The sequence below is a fragment of the Saxibacter everestensis genome (genome assembly GCF_025787225.1).
GTDB classification, from domain to species: Bacteria; Actinomycetota; Actinomycetes; order Actinomycetales; family Brevibacteriaceae; genus Saxibacter; species Saxibacter everestensis.
In genome coordinates this window covers 3,412,307-3,427,756 of record NZ_CP090958.1, presented here as the reverse complement: position 1 = coordinate 3,427,756, position 15,450 = coordinate 3,412,307, and the positions used below count along the sequence as shown (strand labels likewise).

Sequence of the window (15,450 nt, the reverse complement as noted above, 5' to 3'; positions counted from 1 at the left end):
TAGGTTGTTGATAGTGGTTCGAACCGATCAGAGGAGTGTTGCATGACAAGGCTTGGCGGCTCAGATCTCGATATTTTTCCGCTCGCACTTGGCGGGAACCCGTTCGGCTGGACGGCGGATCCGGTGACCTCGCACGGCATCCTCGATGCGTTCGTCGCCGGTGGCGGCAATTTCATCGACACCGCCGACGTCTACTCCGCCTGGGTGGACGGAAACTCCGGCGGAGAGTCCGAGAGCATTATCGGCGACTGGTTTGCTGCCCGTGGCCGACGGGACGACGTCATTCTTGGCACCAAGGTCAGCGCACATCCGCAATTTCGCGGCCTGGGAGCCGGCAATATCCAGGCCGCGGCGGATGCCTCCCTGGCACGATTGAAGACCGACTACATCGATGTGTACTACGCACATTTCGATGACCAGGACACGCCGCTGACCGAAACGGTCGCAGCCTTCCAGAACCTGGTCTCCGCCGGAAAGATCCGCTACGTCGCTCTCTCCAACTACAGTGCGGAGCGGATCGACGAGTGGATCTCGATCGCGCGCGGTAACGGCTTCGATCTCCCGGTGGCGCTGCAGCCGAACTACAATCTGGTGAACCGGGCCGAGTTCGAATCGACCCTGCGGCCGGTGGCGGAGAAGCACAACCTTGGCGTCGTTCCGTATTACGCCCTTGCCAGCGGCTTCCTGACCGGAAAGTACCGAACAGCTGACGATCTCGAAGGCTCCGCCCGGAAGAGCGGGGCAGCGGCTTACCTGAATGAACAGGGCCTCAGGGTGGTCGATGAGCTTGCCGAGATTGCGGCTGGTCACAGTGTCGAGTTGGCTACCGTTGCCCTGGCCTGGCTACGGGCGCAGTCGACGATCGCCGCGCCGCTTGCCAGCGTCAGCAAGGTTGACCAGCTCGATGCCATACTCGCGTCGGCGACTCTCGAGCTCACCGATGAGGAGCTTGGCCGCCTCGACCAGCTGTCGGCAGAGCTCGGTAATTAAACTTCGTCGCCCGATAACCCTTGCAGCTGTGATGGCCGTTGTGCTCGTCGTTGGCGGTGCTGGGTTCGGGATCTATAGGCATCTTTCCAGCCACTGCGGCTTTGGCTCTCTCTCACCTGCGGGAGCTATCGAGGGACTGATGAAAGAAGCCCAGCGGCCGGGTTACGGCAACGCTGAACGATACTCGCAGTGCCAGGCACCCTTCCCTGACAGTGAGTTGGCGGCGCTGGAGCGCCTCCTTGCTGACAGTGACGGGAAGGAACTCGTCGTTGAGGAGTCGTTTCACGAGGGATCGAACTTCTTCTACGACGTGAAAGCTGACGGCCGGGTGATTGTCGAAGCACTGGTGCTTCAAAATCCACCACGGCATTCGACCGTGACCCAGTTCACGGTGAACTGAATCCTGGAAAGTGGGCTATCCGGCTGGGTCAGTCCAGGCCGAGCACCGCCACTAGCGCTGCGTCGACGGCGCGGAGCTCAGAGGCGTTCAACCTGCCGGCGAATTCGCCCAACCGGACCTGAGGGTCGACTACCGACAGTTGCTCGACCATGACCCTGGTCTTCACACCATCGATCTCGACCTCAGGTCGAAACGAGGCTTCGCGCCGTCCGGTGGAGGTCGGCGCGACAAGCCACGTAGATAGGGGAAGGTCGTCGGACTGAACCACTACCGCGAAACGGGCACCGGTTTGTTCGTGCCCGCGCGCGTCTCTCGGCGCTTTGAGTCGGTAGAGGTCACCACGCACGGACGTCATCCATCTCTGCCGCCAGTGCGCGGGCGGCGGCGGAATCCTCAGGGTCGTCTCTCAGCGCTTCGGCTTCGGCGCGAAGCCGCGCTCGCCGGTGTGCCCGCTCGGCCTCCAGGATTGCCGCGCGCGCGGCCTCCGAACGGGACATCCCCTCCCGGGTCAGTTCCTCCAGTGCTCGTTCGACCGCAGAGTCAGTGCGAATCGTAAGCGTACTCATATTACAAATTGTACGACACTCAGCCGCGGAGCTCCTCGAACTCGATCCGGAACTTTTCCAGTCGTTCGGGCAGCACGTCGACCCCGAAGCCGGGACCGGTAGGCACGGCGACCTCGCCGTCGCTCATCACGATCGGCTCGCTGATGTCTTCGGCATAAAACCGGTCCGAACCCGAGATGTCGCCGGGAAGCGTGAACCCAGGCAGGCCGGCGAGTGCCGCATTGGCCGCCCGGCCTATTCCGGTTTCCAGCATCCCGCCACACCACACCGCGACTCCGTGCGCCTGGGCCAGATCATGAATCCTGCGCGCCTCCAGGTAACCACCGACCCGCCCGGGTTTGATGTTGATCACCGCGGCGGCTCCGATGACGATGGCGTCCGCCGCCGTCTGAGCGGAGACGATTGATTCGTCCAGGCACATCGGGGTGGTCATGATCCGGGCCAGCTCGGCGTGCTGACGCAGGTCCTCCTCTCCCAGCGGTTGCTCGATCAGCAACAGGTTGAACTCATCCAGCCGCTTCAGGTGTGCGGCATCGGCGAGGGTGTAGGCGGCGTTCGCGTCGACCTGAAGCAGGAGGTCATCGCCGAATTCCCTGCGCACTGCCGCGACCGGTTCCAGGTCGATGCCGGGCTTGATCTTCAGCTTGATTCGCGCGTATCCCTCGTCCAGGTAGCCGCCCACCGTTTTCACCATGGCCGGGACTGAGTCCTGAATACCCACCGATACTCCCGAGGGGATCGTCTTCCGTGCCGTGCCGAGGTAGCCGGCAAATGACTGACGCCGCGACCGTAGCTGCGCGTCGAGGATGGCCATCTCCAGCGCAGATTTAGCCATCCGATGCCCGACAATTGGCGCAAGCAGACCGGCCACTGTTTCAGCCGTCACATCCGCTTCGGCAAACAGACGAGGCGCCAGCCACTTCCTGATCACGTGTGCGGCTCCCTCGAGGTACTCGGAGGAATACAGCGGTTCGGCCATCGCGACACACTCGCCCCAGCCGGTCACCAGCTCGTCGTCCACCCGGCATTCGGCTTCCAGCAGCAGAGCGTTGCGCGCGGTCTGGGTCGAAAACGACGTGGTGAACGGTGACACCAGGGGCATCTCGATCCGATGCAGGGTCAGTTTGGTGAGTTTCATGCCTTCCGTTCCAAAAGGTAGGTTCCGTTTTTCTCGAAGTCGACAATGCGCCATCCCTCGTCGAGCAGCCCGGTCAAAGCGTCGCGAAGAGCGATACGCCATTGTCGGGCCAGGTCCGGATCGGCCTTTCGGATCGCCTCGATGTCCCGGGGCAGCTCAACCCGTGCGGTGCTGCCGGCATCGGCATCGGCATCGGGAAAGGCATCGGCAACGGCAATTCGCGCGGGCCGCGGTGTCTCTCCGGAGCCTACGCTGAGCACATCGACCTGCCGCTGGCTATCCGGGCGCGAGGGAGGTGTGCGGTCTAGCCGCCAGGTGACCAGCATCCGGTCCGAGGGCTGACCGGAGTTGATTCCGTCTTTCATCTCGCCATAGAAATCCACGTAATACGCCGTGGCCTCAACTCTGAGCTGATGCAGATTGAAATACGCATTTCGGCTGACCAAGGGGTCGAAGGTCCACGTCATCTCGGTGATTCCGCGATCGAGACACCACGCTTTCTGATGCAGTTTGAGTGCTTTGCCGATTCCACGGCTGGCAGCATCGGGCAGCACCCCCACAATGTGCGAGTGCAGGTTACGGCCGGGCGGAGCACCGAAAAAGCCAATTCCCGCTCCCACCGGCTCCCCATCGGCGAGAGCAACCGACACGTAGTTTCCGGCATGGGCCAGCGCGACCACGAGGCCCTGGTCCAGATGGGACTTTCCGGCGCCGATTTCCCAGACCCGGTCGAGCAGGGCAATGATCTCGCGTGCACCGTCGGCGGTGCGAACTTCACGAATCTCGATCCCGGTTGCCGTTGCCGCCGCTGTTGCCTCCTCGCGGGCGGTGATTGCGACCTCCCGTACGACGACCCCGTCGCGCGTCGACTGCCCGGTCGATGTCATGATGTCCTGTCTCTTGATGCCCTGCTGCGAAAAGCCGCTCCTGAACAGAATTGCCGACATCGCCAGCGAGCTCATCGTCGAGTTGAATCAAATTGCTGATTGGTTCTTGTGGCATTGGACAGTACTGACCTACGAGGGTGATCTGTCTGGCAGCATCGTGACGAGGACCAGCCGCAATCTGGCCCCGAACGCCGGCGAGCGGCGGGCGGTTCTTATAGTCGACATCCGGATGGAGGCTCAAATGGCCAAGCTGATCTACTCGGCAATCGAATCGCTCGACGGCTACGTGGCCGATGAGGATGGAAACTTCGACTGGAGCGAGCCGGACGAGGAGGTGCACCGCTTCGTTAATGATCTTGAGCGCCCAGCTGGCACGTATCTGTACGGCCGCCGGATGTACGAGATGATGATCTATTGGGAGACGGCGCACACTCTAGCCGACGAGCCCCCGTTCGTTCGTGACTTCGCGGAGTTGTGGCAGGCTGCCGACAAGATCGTGTATTCCTCCAGTTTGCAATCGGTATCGACCGGGCGGACCCGACTCGAGCGAGCCTTCGACCCTGAGGCTATCCGGCAGCTGAAAGCCACAACGGACAGCGACATCCTGATCGGCGGTCCCGGCCTCGCAGCCCAGGCGATCGAGGCCGGACTGGTCGACGAGTACCACCTGTTCCTCACCCCCATCGTTATCGGAGCAGGCAAGCGGGCCCTCCCCGATGGCGTTCGGCTGGAGCTGGACCTACTGGAACTACGCCGTTTCGGCAACGGCGTGATCTTCCTCCGCTACCGCACCGCGAGCTGAGGGCGCGAAACCAATTACCTCGACGGCCGCTTAGCCCAAACCGCTAGCCGAGTCGTTGCCGTTTCTGATACTCCAGCAATCGAAGCTGCAGCATCAACGCGAAGCGGGTGTCCGGATCTGAGAGGTCGATTCCACCAATGGCAGCGATCTTGCGCAGCCGGTAGCGAAACGTGTTGGGGTGCACATGCAGTGCGGCGGCAGCGGTGGCAACGTCCCCGAACTTCTCCAGATACACCCCGAGGGTGCCGACGAGTTCGCCCATGCCCTTGGCATCTTCGCTGATCAGGGCGTCCAGCGGATGAGTGATCGGCTCGTTCCGGGCCGCCATCGCATCAACCAGTTCGAGCAGGAGCGAATCCACCTGCACGTCTCGCCAGTAGGCGACCTGGCGAACTGCGCTTGCCGTGTTCGGCTGCTGAAGGACATGGCAGGCGGCGTCCGCCTGTTTGCGGGATCGTGCCAGGGAGGTGACGTCAGCCATCAGGTCTCCGATGCCGATCCTGAGGTGCCCGGCATCCGGGACCCGGCGCAGCAGATCGGCGGCTATCCGCCGGGCATCGTTGGCATGTCCGGATTCGAGGTGCTCGGTGGCGGCAGCTCCCCGACCCGCGGAGGCTCCCCGGTGCGCGGCGGAGGCTCCCCGACCCGCGGCGAAGCCATTTCCGGGTCCGGCGGCCGACGGAATGACGGCGTAGAGAGTGCCGCCGACCGGGGATACAACGGCCTTGGGACTCACCGAGCTGATGAATGTGGACAGCAGCTTTGCGAGCGATCGGAGCGCCGTGTCTTCCCTGCCTCCTGCCGTGTCCGTCCCGGTTCGCGAGATGGCCATCACGAAACAGCGTGAGCCTGCGATTCCCAGTTGCTGTGCGGCTTCTATCGCCGGGGAGCCGCCTTCGACCAGCCGGGACACCAACGATGACCGCAGCCGGATGCCGGCGTCTTCGGCGAGCTTGCCGTGCATCATGGTGAGCGCAACGACGTTCGATCCTTCAACGAACCCCTGCTCCTGAGCGGCAGAGAGCGGTCCGTCCACGATGGCCCAGATTGTGCCCAGGGTTTCTTCGCCGGTGCGGATCCGCATCACGGCTCGGGGCCGACTGCCTTCCACGTCGGGCAGCACGAAGACCGGCCGGGCCGAGGCGAAAACGCTCTTGAACACCCCGGCCTGCTCAAGTTTCTCGTTGTGCCGCTTGGAAACCTGGCGGCCGAGGATGCTTTGCTTCCGCGGCTCGTCGGCCTTGTCATGGTCGGAGGAGAACGCCAGAATCCGGGAAGACATGTCCTCGACGGTGACCGGCCCGCCGAGCAGGCTCGAAAGCGAATTGGCGACGTCGAAAAGATCCGCGTCGCCGTCCCCGACCAGATCCATCTGTTCGCCCCGGCTGTACAGATGCTCGATGTCGGAGTTGATGATCGTTGCCAGCCGGATCCAGGAAACCCCCGGGCTGAGGCAGAGCAGTACCAGGTTGCTTGCAATCAGCGCCGCGGTGATCTCAGGATCTGTCTCAATCGGTGAACGTACAACGAGCGCTGTGGCCTTTACCGCTCCGCCGTGCTGGATGGCCGCGACGATATCGGCGCTTTCGTGCAGGCCGATGCCGAGCACCAGAGCGCCTGCATCCTGCTCCCCCTGATCAAGGCTGTCGCTCGTGGTGACCGAGAGTATCGGTGCGTCCGGATCGTAGTGGCCGGCAGAATAGGTCAGCAGGGCAAAGCTCAGCCGTTCCAGAACGCTGCCGATGGTTAATGCCAAACCCGACTCCTTCGTCCGATCAAACAATAATGAGTTGTGGCTATTGGAACTCCAAACGATGCCTGCCCCGCGCAGGTAGGACACACTTGCGATTAACGCCCGCGTTGTGAAGGAGTGTAGCCGGATGGGTAATCACATGGACGTGGTGATCCGTGGTGGCACCGTCGTCACCGCCGATGGCCGGGCGGAATGCGATGTCGGCATCGCCAATGGCCGGATTAGCCAGCTCGGCGGGGAGATGACGACCCGCAGCACGCTTGACGCCCGGGGCGCCTACGTCGTGCCGTCCGCGGTGGATCCGCACGTTCACCTCTGTGCGCCGGAAGTCCTGGCCAGTGAAACCCCTGAGTTCGTCGACGACTTCTATACCGGTTCGCTGGCCGCGATTGGCGGCGGTGTGGGGACCATTGGACAGATGAGCTTTCCGTTCGCTGACGATGAATCATTGCGGGCGGCGGTTTCGCGGGACGCGAGCGCAGCTGGACAGGAAGCCGCGGTGGACTACTTCCTGCATCCGGGCATTACCGATGCGGGCGCCGAGACCCTCGAGCAGATATCGGCGCTGGCGAGCGAGGGCTATTCGAGCCTGAAGCTGCCGATGCTCGCCTTCGACTGGGGTGCCCGAAACCTGGTGGAGGCGGTGCAGCGGGCCGCGGATGCCGGAATGTTGACCATGGTGCATTGCGAAGACGAGGCGCTGATCCGGTTCTGCACAGCTCGACTGGAGGCGCAAGGCAGAGACGGCGTGGAGAATTATCCGCTGTCCCGTCCGGACGTGACCGAACGAGCCGCGGTAGAACGTGCCATCGCCATTTGTGAACTCACCGGCGCACAGCTGGACATAGTGCACCTCTCATCGGCGAGCGCGCTCGCGGTCACCCGCTCCGCTACGCTGCGCGGACTTCCGGTGTACGTCGAGACCAGACCGATGTACCTCTACCTCACCGATGAGGTGCACTCCCAGCCGGATGGCGGCAGGTTCGTCGGAATGCCTCCGCTGAAGAAGCAGGCGGACGTCGACGCCTTATGGGCTGGGCTTGCCGACGGTTCTATCCAGACCATTGGAAGCGATCATGCGCCATGGACGCTTGAGCAGAAAACCGCTCCGGGGCTCACCGTGTCGACGGTGCCCAGGGGCGTTCCCGAGCTGGAAACCTTCCTGCCGATGCTGTTCACCTTCGGAGTTCTCACCGGTCGGATATCGCTGGAGCGGATGGTCGCAGTGACCGCCACGAATGCCGCAAGGCTCTTCGGCCTTTACCCGAAGAAGGGATCGATCTCGGTGGGAGCGGATGCCGACCTGGTGGTGCTCGATCCCGGGAAGACCAGGGTGATTGACGGTCGCACGATGCACTCGAAGGCAGGCTATTCACCGTACGACGGCTGGGAGGCGCGAGGATGGCCGCGATTCGTGCTCAGCCGTGGCGACCTGGTGCTCAGCGACGACACGGTGACGGCCTCGGCCGGGCGCGGCCTGGAAGTTCCGCGGGGCGCACGCTTGGCTCCATCACCATCGCCTGCCTATCCAGTACCAGCCACGTGAGGGGAAGAATGTCGGACAGCTTTCGGGACAGATCCAGTGCCATCGAGGCGGAGGCAGGAGTCACCGGGTACGTGCACGCGGTCGACATCGATACCGGCGCCGACTGCGGAAACAGGTCCGATGAACTGGTAGTCGCGGCCAGCATATTCAAGTTGCCGGTGCTGATCGAAGTCTGCCGGCGAATCGCCGATGGTTCGCTCAGCGCGACGCAGAGCGTGCATATCGCGGGCGACTTCATGCGGACCGATGGCGACGCCGGGCTTTCAGTCATGCGCGACGACATCTCGGTGTCACTTCGCGACCTGGCGTATCTGATGATGTCGGTCAGCGACAACCGGGCAACGGACATCCTGATGCGGATGGTGGGAATCGACGCGATCAACGCGACGACCTGCGGGTTCGGCCTGTCGAAAACCGTTCTGGTCGCCGACTGCGCCGGGCTGTTCCAGAGCATGCTGGACGAGACCGGGGTGCCGGTTGGCGATCCGGCATGGGCACATCCCGGCGAGGCGCTGCGTGAACGTTTGCAGAGCATGAGCGTTGTGACCCCCGAGGCAACGAACCGGACGACGCCGCGAGAGACGACGCAGTTGCTGTCCGCGATCTGGCGCAACCAGGTGCTGCGGCCGGAGGCGTGCGCTGAGGTGCGCAGGATCCTCGGACTGCAGGTCTGGCCACACCGGCTGAGGTCCGGGTTTCCGGATTCACGAATAACAGTCAGCGGCAAGACCGGGACGCTGACCTACGTTCGCAACGAGGCCGGAGTCGTCGAGTATCCGGATGGCGGCCGGTACGCGGTTGCGGTCTTTCTGCGGGAGGCAAGTGAAGAGCCACGAAATCCCCGTGCGGATGCCGCCATCGGCCAACTTGGCCGAGCAGCCGTGGACCAGCTCCGAGGTGAGTCGTGAAGGTATACATTTCGGTGGACATGGAAGGCGTTGCCGGGGTGGCCACGCTGGATCAGATCGCCCGCGGTGGATTCGGCTATCCAAGGGCTCAGGAGCTGATGACGGCAGAGGCGAATGCCGCCATCCAGGGAGCGTTCGACGCTGGTGCCACCGAGGTGCTGGTGAATGACAGTCACGGCACGATGGACAACCTGTTGCATGAGCGGCTGGATGCCAGGGCGCGACTGATCTTCGGTACACCGAAGCTGGACTGTATGGCCGAGGGCATCACCGCCGATCATGACGTCGCGCTATTCATCGGTTACCACGCTCCGGCCGGCGGTCCGGGTGTGCTGGCCCACACTTTTTCGGCACATTTTGGCCAGGTCAGGGTCAACGGGCGGCAGGTCTCCGAAGCCGAGGTGAACGCCTTACAGCTCGCGGCCGTCGGCGTCCCGCTCGGCCTAGTCGTGGGCGACGACGTCACCGCGAGCCTTGTTCATCGGGAGTTCCCGGGCACCGGCACGGTAGTTGTCAAACATTCCCTGGGCTGGTCTGCGGCGAATTCCGTGTCTCCCGGGCAGGCGCGGGCACTGATCACGGCCGCTGCCGCCGAGGCGGTTCGGAACGCAGAGGAGCTGACCCCTCCGACGCTGCCTGATTGGCTTGTGCTCGAGGTGGATCTACCGAACGAGACGGCAGCCGAGCTGGCGGAAGCCATTCCCGGCGCAGAGCGAACCGCCATCCGCACGATCCGACGGGAAGTGTCTGATCCGGCGGAGCTGCTGGGCATGATTACTGTCTTGTACCAGCTGTCGGCTTCGGCAGTCGCCGCCCGACAGTCGATGATCACCAGGAGGTGAGGGCTTGCCGAGGCGTCCGTTCAGCGAAGGGGTACGTCGATTACCTGGATTGTCGGTTAGGCCAATAGGTGCATCGATGTTTGGTTGAACGTGCCAATGCTTTTCATTCCTGTCGGATGTGAAGCTGAGATTGGGCCGGGCATGGCCCGCAAAGCCTGGGACGACATCAAGTATCGGGAGAACTGATGGAACTCAAGAAGATTGCAGCAATCGCGACCGCAGGCGTTCTGGTGCTTTCCGGATGTTCAGGCGGTGGCGGCAGTGGAGCCGCTGCGCCGTACGCCACCGACGGTGTTTTCACATACGGCCTCGATGCCGATCCGGGTACGCTCAGCCCGTTCATGACCACTTCCGACGCCGCCCGGGAAATTACTCCGTTCCTGTACGACAATCTTGTGTACTTCGATGGCGAGACGGGCGAGCCGAAGTCCTGGCTGGCCGAATCCTGGGAAGTGACGCCTACCTCGGTGAAATACACGCTGAAGGACGGCGTGACCTGTCAGGACGGCTCGAAGCTCACGCCGGAAATTGTGGCGAACAACTTCAACTGGATAACCGATCCGCAGAACAAGTCAGCGATCAACGGCGTGCTGGTACCACCCGATGCCACTGCCGAATTCGATGATCAGGCCGGAACCGTCACGGTCAGCGTCAAGGAACCGACGTCCTTCCTGCTAACCCAGACCGGTGCGCTGGAGATCCTGTGCCAGTCGGCGCTCGACGATCCCGACAGCGTGGCGAAGGCTTCGAACGGAACCGGAATGTACGAACTGACCGAGGCGGTGCCAAACGATCACTACACGCTGACCCGGCGCGACGGCTACACCTGGGCGCCCGAAGGGGGTAATTCCTCCACAACTGAGGGTGCTCCCAAAGAGGTGGTGGTGCGGGTTGTCGAAAACGTCAGCACCTCGGCAAACCTGCTGTTGTCCGGCGAACTGAACGCCGCAACGGTCAAGGGGCCGGACGAGGACCGGGTTGCCGAGAAGACAACCGCCGAGCGGACCCTGTCGCTGATCATCGGTCAGTTCTACTTCAGCCAGCTCAAGGACAAGCCGACGGCTGACCAGCGGGTGCGCGTCGCCCTGACGAAAGCCCTTGACCTCGATGCCCTCACCAAGGTGATCACCGCGGGCAAGGGCTACCGGGCAGAGCGTCTGGCCACGATGCGGCCGAACCCGTGCGAGTACGACGCCACGAAGGATGCCGTTCCCGCCCACGACGTCGATGCCGCGAAGGCGCTACTCGATGATGCCGGCTGGACCGTCGGATCGAACGGCGTGCGGGAGAAGGACGGAAAGTCGCTCGATTTGACCCTGCTGTACAGCGAGGATTCCGATGCGAAGTCGGCCGCGATGGAACTGGTCAAACAGCAGCTCAAGGAGATCGGCGTCAACATCAAGCTGGACGGCGGCGACAGCAACTACCTGCTCGACCACCTGTACACCAAGGAGAATCTCGGTAGCTTCGATCTGGCGTCATCCACCGTCAACGCCTGGCTGCCCAGCATTATGATCCCGTGGAACACCGGCGATCTGCCGCCCGGTGGCCGTAATGCCGGTGGGATCGATAACAAGGTCTACAACGCCAAGATCGCCGAGGCCGGGAAGATTGCCGGCGAGGCCTCCTGCGACACCTGGCAGGCGGCCGAACAGGCCCTGTACGAGAAGGCGGACACTATCCCCTACGCCGCGCAGGATCAGGTGACGTATTTCAACGGCGCGGAGCTCGCCCTGAAGAACCACATTGGCGGGATCTCCGTGCGGGTCAGGGAATAAGGGGCAGCGGATCAGATGACCAATCCGATCCTGGCGGCACGGCCCGTGCCGCCGAAGCCCGCCGGATCCAAGCCGTTGACCCGGAACCCATGGTTCGCGTACGCCGGGCGCCGGCTGGGGCACTTCGTTGTCTCGGTCATCGTGCTGGTGACGGCCGCCTTCCTGATGGTTCAGCTGATTCCAGGTGATCCTGCCCAGGCATCGGCCGGTCCGAATGCTCCGGCCGAACTTGTTGAGCAGCGGCGGGAGGAACTCGGGCTGAACCTCCCGCTCTGGCTGCAGTACCTGCAGTTCTGGCGTGGTCTCTTCACGGGCGATTTGGGTGAATCGATCGCCTTGCGCATTCCGGTGACCGACGTGATGGCGAGCCGGCTGCCGGCAACTCTCGAACTTGCGGGGTTGGCGGTCGGCGTGGTCCTGGTTGTCGCAATTCCGTCCGGACTTATCGCCGGCGCGCTGACCCGCGGAGGACGTCGGCGCGGTGTCGAGCTCGCCTACACCTCGTCCACCGGGGTTCTGGCCGTGATACCGGAATTCCTGCTCGGCGTCGTGCTGGTGTATCTGTTCTCGGTCTCGTCCCAGCTGCTTCCGGTCGCCGGACGGAGCGGGCCGGCTTCGTACGTTCTGCCGGTAGCTGCTCTGGCAATCGGGAGCGCCGCGGCGCTGTCCAGAATTGTCCGGGCGGAAACCCTGACCGTGCTGGATAACGATTATGTCCGGACGGCGAGAGCGAAGCGGATGCCGGCCTGGCGGCTCTACCTGAAACACGTGCTGCCCAATCTGATGACCTCGACCTTGACGATCGCCGGTTTGCTGCTCGGCGGAATGATCGCCGGAACGGTGCTGGTCGAGAACATCTTTGCCTGGCCGGGCCTCGGCATGACGATCGTGCAGTCGATCCAGGGCAAGGACTATCCGCTGGTCCAGGTGATCGTGATCTTCTACGGCGCGGTGATCCTGCTGATCAACCTGCTGATCGACATCATCCTGATTCTGATCGATCCTCGCTCGGCGCTGAAGGAGGGATGAGCGTGACCCGGACCCTGACGACACGGCAACGATTGCTGCTGGCGCTGCGAACCCCGCTCGGACTCCTGACGGCGGTCAGCTTCCTGGCGCTGCTCGCGCTTGCCATCGCCGCCCCGCCGTTGTGGGGTGCGGCGGCATCGCACTCGGACCCAATCCAGATTTCGCAGGGGCCCAGTGCGCAACATATCTTCGGCACGGATGCCGGCGGGCGCGACATTCTGCTACGTACCCTTGTCGCCACCCGGCTGTCGGTATCGATGGCGTTGGCGGCGACGGCGATCGGGGTGACCGCGGGTATTTTCCTCGGCTGCCTGCCGACATTGCTGCGTCCGCGGTTAGGCCGGCTGGTCGTCTCGCTGATCAATATCGCGGTGGCGTTTCCCGCTTTGCTGCTCGCCATCGGACTCTCGGTCATTCTCGGTCAGAGCGCCATCGGTGCGGTGCTCGCCATCGGATTCGCGATGGTGCCCAACTACGCCCGGCTTACCTACACGCTCAGCGCCTCGGTATCCGGTCGGGACTTCATTGCCGCGGCCAAGGTGCTTGGCGTGTCCCGGCCGTCGATTATGCTGCGCCACATCCTGCCGAACATCCGCGATCCGCTGATCGTCAATGCGAGTATCAGCGCTGGTGTCTGCCTGGTGTCGTTCGCAGGATTATCGTTCCTCGGCCTCGGCGTACAGGTGCCCGGCTACGACTGGGGCCGAATGCTGAGTGAGGGAGTGGACCGGATCTTTGTCAGCCCCACGTCCGCGCTGGTGCCCGGCATCGCCATCATCGTGTCCGGTCTGATCTTCACCCTGCTCGGCGAGGTGCTGGCCAAGTCGCTGACCGGGGCAAGTTCCCGGTCGGTTCTTGGCCGGAGCCGCCGTGGCGGTCGCAGACTGGGCGATGCCGGGGATGGGGGCGGCCAGAGCGGTAGCGTCGCGGGTGGCACTGCCGGGGGCGGCGATGTGGGTGGTGTTTCGACAGACGGCCTCGGCGCTGCGGCAGAAGCCGAGCAGGCCGTGCTCCGGGTGCGAAATCTCAGAGTTGCCGCTCCGGAGAAGGGCGCCTGGCACTACCCGGTCAAGGGCATTTCATTCCATGTCGACCGTGGCGAGATTGTCGGGTTGGTGGGGGAATCGGGCTCGGGCAAGAGCCTGAGCGTGATGTCGGTCGCCGGGCTGGTTGAGGAACCGCTGGAGGTCACCGCCGATCAGATTCGCTTCGATGGCACGGAGCTGGTCCGGAATGGCAAATTGCGAATACCGGCCAAGAATCGGAAGCTCGCCCGGCAACTCGGCACCAGGCTTGCCATGGTGTTCCAGGACCCGATGTCGTCGCTCAACCCGGCGCTGAAAGTGGGCAGTCAGGTCGCGGAAATCGGAGTGCTGCACGAAGACCTGAGCCGGAAGTCCGCGATGCAACGAGCCCAGGATCGGCTTGCGGCGGTTCGGATCCCCGATTCGGAGCGGCGGGCCGGCCAGTACCCGCACGAGTTTTCTGGCGGCATGCGGCAGCGAGCAATGATCGCGATGGGGTTGATGGGGAACCCTGCGCTGGTGATTGCCGACGAGCCCACTACGGCCCTTGACGTGACGGTTCAAAAGGAGGTCCTGAGACTGCTCAAGGTGATCCGGGACGACAACGACACCGCCGTGTTACTGATCTCGCACGACATCGCGGTGGTCACGGCGCTGTGCTCGCGGGTCCTGGTGATGTACCGGGGCCGGATCGTTGAAACCATTTTGGTGGCCGATCTCGTTGCCGGCAAGGCGCGGCATCCATATACCCAGGCGCTGCTCGCGTCGGTTCCGGCGATGGACAGCGATCGCAGCCGACCGCTGATGACGATACCGGAAGGCCAGTCGTTCGGCGACGATTCGAGCCCGGACGCTATATCGGGCGAGACCTCGCCGCCGTCCTCGGACGCGCCCTCGGCGGCAGACGGGAACTCGGCGGCTGACGGGACGTCTCCCTCGGCGACGACTTCGGAGCGGGTGGTTTCGTGAGCAGCCTGGAGTTCAGCGATGTGACCGTCACCTTCGGACACGGTTCCAGTTCATTTGACGCCGTCCGGCGGGTGAGCCTGGTGGTGCCTGAGGGTGGGATCCTTGGCCTGGTTGGCGAGTCTGGCTCGGGGAAGTCGACGCTCGCCCGTGCGGCAGTCGGGCTGGTGGAGCCAAGCAGTGGCGACATCCTGCTCGACGGATCGCCGGTCACCCATGCGCGAGGCGTTGCTGCCCGCCAGCGCCAGCGTATCCAAATGATCTTTCAGGATCCGCAGTCATGCCTTGACCCAAGGCGAACAGTCGGCCAGTCCGTTGATGAGTCGTTAACCGCCCTGGACCGCCGGCGGAGACAGCGGCCGCGGCCTGTCGTAGACCGCGACACCGAGATCGCCCGGCTGCTGGAAACGGTCAACCTCGACCCTGACTACGCCCACCGCCTCCCGGGAGCTCTTTCCGGCGGCCAGCGGCAACGGGTGGCTATCGCCCGCGCATTGGCGGCTGGCCCTGATGTCCTGCTGGCGGATGAGATTACGTCGGCGCTCGATGTCTCGGTGCAGGGTTCGGTGCTGAATCTGCTCAGGGAGCTGCAGGAAGCGCTGCAACTGACGGTGCTGTTCATCAGCCATAACCTGGCCGTCGTGCGGCATGTCTGTGAACGGGTGGCCGTGATGCTGCATGGCGAAATCGTCGAAGAGGGCCACGTGCTGGACGTGCTGGAAGATCCACAGCACGAGTACACCAAGCGACTATTGGCGGCGGTGCCGCAGATTGGCGTGCCGCTGTTTCCGGCGGACTCGCGGTGAGGGGAGACGGTCCG

Annotated in this window: 15 protein-coding genes; 10 read left to right on the top strand and 5 right to left on the bottom strand. The window is 63.6% G+C overall.

The window, feature by feature from the left end; all coding sequences use genetic code 11:
- Nucleotides 1-42 precede the first annotated feature (42 nt).
- On the top strand, nucleotides 43-990 hold the full coding sequence (locus LWF01_RS16175; RefSeq protein ID WP_349638397.1) for an aldo/keto reductase: 948 nt from the start codon (nucleotides 43-45) through the stop codon (nucleotides 988-990).
- Nucleotides 950-1,390, top strand: a complete 441-nt coding sequence (locus tag LWF01_RS16170; protein WP_349640974.1) for a hypothetical protein — start codon at nucleotides 950-952, stop codon at nucleotides 1,388-1,390. Before LWF01_RS16175 ends, LWF01_RS16170 begins: the two co-directional genes overlap by 41 nt.
- Before the next feature lie 28 nt (nucleotides 1,391-1,418).
- On the opposite strand, the gene LWF01_RS16165 is transcribed toward LWF01_RS16170, so the two are convergent.
- Genes LWF01_RS16165 through LWF01_RS16150 form a run of 4 tightly spaced genes read right to left on the bottom strand, consistent with a single transcriptional unit; the run spans nucleotide 1,419 to nucleotide 4,056 of the window.
- Entirely contained in the window at nucleotides 1,419-1,745 is a 327-nt protein-coding gene (locus LWF01_RS16165) for a type II toxin-antitoxin system PemK/MazF family toxin (RefSeq protein WP_349638396.1), read from the bottom strand.
- On the bottom strand, nucleotides 1,726-1,956 hold the full coding sequence (locus tag LWF01_RS16160; protein WP_349638395.1) for a hypothetical protein: 231 nt from the start codon (nucleotides 1,954-1,956) through the stop codon (nucleotides 1,726-1,728). Before LWF01_RS16160 ends, LWF01_RS16165 begins: the two co-directional genes overlap by 20 nt.
- A gap of 19 nt (nucleotides 1,957-1,975) precedes the next feature.
- Nucleotides 1,976-3,094 (bottom strand): o-succinylbenzoate synthase, encoded by a 1,119-nt coding sequence (gene menC / locus LWF01_RS16155; RefSeq protein WP_349638394.1) that lies wholly within the window; start codon nucleotides 3,092-3,094, stop codon nucleotides 1,976-1,978.
- Nucleotides 3,091-4,056 carry a GNAT family N-acetyltransferase gene (locus LWF01_RS16150; RefSeq protein WP_349638393.1) on the bottom strand — a complete coding sequence of 322 codons (966 nt, stop codon included), beginning with the start codon at nucleotides 4,054-4,056 and terminating at the stop codon, nucleotides 3,091-3,093. Before LWF01_RS16150 ends, menC begins: the two co-directional genes overlap by 4 nt.
- Nucleotides 4,057-4,222: 166 nt before the next feature.
- On the opposite strand from LWF01_RS16150, the gene LWF01_RS16145 reads away from it, so the two are divergent.
- Nucleotides 4,223-4,783 (top strand): dihydrofolate reductase family protein, encoded by a 561-nt coding sequence (locus tag LWF01_RS16145; RefSeq protein ID WP_349640947.1) that lies wholly within the window; start codon nucleotides 4,223-4,225, stop codon nucleotides 4,781-4,783.
- Nucleotides 4,784-4,826: 43 nt separating this feature from the next.
- Here the strand turns inward: LWF01_RS16145 and LWF01_RS16140 are convergent, their stop codons facing one another.
- Nucleotides 4,827-6,539 carry a PucR family transcriptional regulator gene (locus tag LWF01_RS16140; RefSeq protein ID WP_349638392.1) on the bottom strand — a complete coding sequence of 571 codons (1,713 nt, stop codon included), beginning with the start codon at nucleotides 6,537-6,539 and terminating at the stop codon, nucleotides 4,827-4,829.
- 124 nt (nucleotides 6,540-6,663) lie between these two features.
- Between LWF01_RS16140 and LWF01_RS16135 the strand changes: the two genes are divergently transcribed.
- From LWF01_RS16135 to LWF01_RS16105, 7 genes are all read left to right on the top strand, one after another.
- Complete coding sequence (locus LWF01_RS16135; RefSeq protein ID WP_349638391.1) at nucleotides 6,664-8,082, top strand: amidohydrolase family protein; 1,419 nt, start codon at nucleotides 6,664-6,666, stop codon at nucleotides 8,080-8,082.
- 8 nt (nucleotides 8,083-8,090) lie between these two features.
- Nucleotides 8,091-8,990 (top strand): serine hydrolase, encoded by a 900-nt coding sequence (locus tag LWF01_RS16130; protein WP_349638390.1) that lies wholly within the window; start codon nucleotides 8,091-8,093, stop codon nucleotides 8,988-8,990.
- Nucleotides 8,987-9,832: a M55 family metallopeptidase gene (locus tag LWF01_RS16125; protein ID WP_349638389.1), complete on the top strand. Its 846-nt coding sequence runs from the start codon at nucleotides 8,987-8,989 to the stop codon at nucleotides 9,830-9,832. Before LWF01_RS16130 ends, LWF01_RS16125 begins: the two co-directional genes overlap by 4 nt.
- A gap of 185 nt (nucleotides 9,833-10,017) precedes the next feature.
- Nucleotides 10,018-11,610 (top strand): ABC transporter substrate-binding protein, encoded by a 1,593-nt coding sequence (locus LWF01_RS16120; protein ID WP_349638388.1) that lies wholly within the window; start codon nucleotides 10,018-10,020, stop codon nucleotides 11,608-11,610.
- A 15-nt stretch (nucleotides 11,611-11,625) separates the two neighbouring features.
- Nucleotides 11,626-12,639 carry an ABC transporter permease gene (locus LWF01_RS16115; RefSeq protein WP_349638387.1) on the top strand — a complete coding sequence of 338 codons (1,014 nt, stop codon included), beginning with the start codon at nucleotides 11,626-11,628 and terminating at the stop codon, nucleotides 12,637-12,639.
- The gene (locus LWF01_RS16110; RefSeq protein WP_349638386.1) at nucleotides 12,636-14,633 is read left to right on the top strand and encodes a dipeptide/oligopeptide/nickel ABC transporter permease/ATP-binding protein; all 1,998 of its coding nucleotides are present in this window, start codon (nucleotides 12,636-12,638) and stop codon (nucleotides 14,631-14,633) included. Before LWF01_RS16115 ends, LWF01_RS16110 begins: the two co-directional genes overlap by 4 nt.
- Nucleotides 14,630-15,436: an ABC transporter ATP-binding protein gene (locus LWF01_RS16105; RefSeq protein ID WP_349638385.1), complete on the top strand. Its 807-nt coding sequence runs from the start codon at nucleotides 14,630-14,632 to the stop codon at nucleotides 15,434-15,436. Before LWF01_RS16110 ends, LWF01_RS16105 begins: the two co-directional genes overlap by 4 nt.
- Nucleotides 15,437-15,450: the final 14 nt, after the last annotated feature.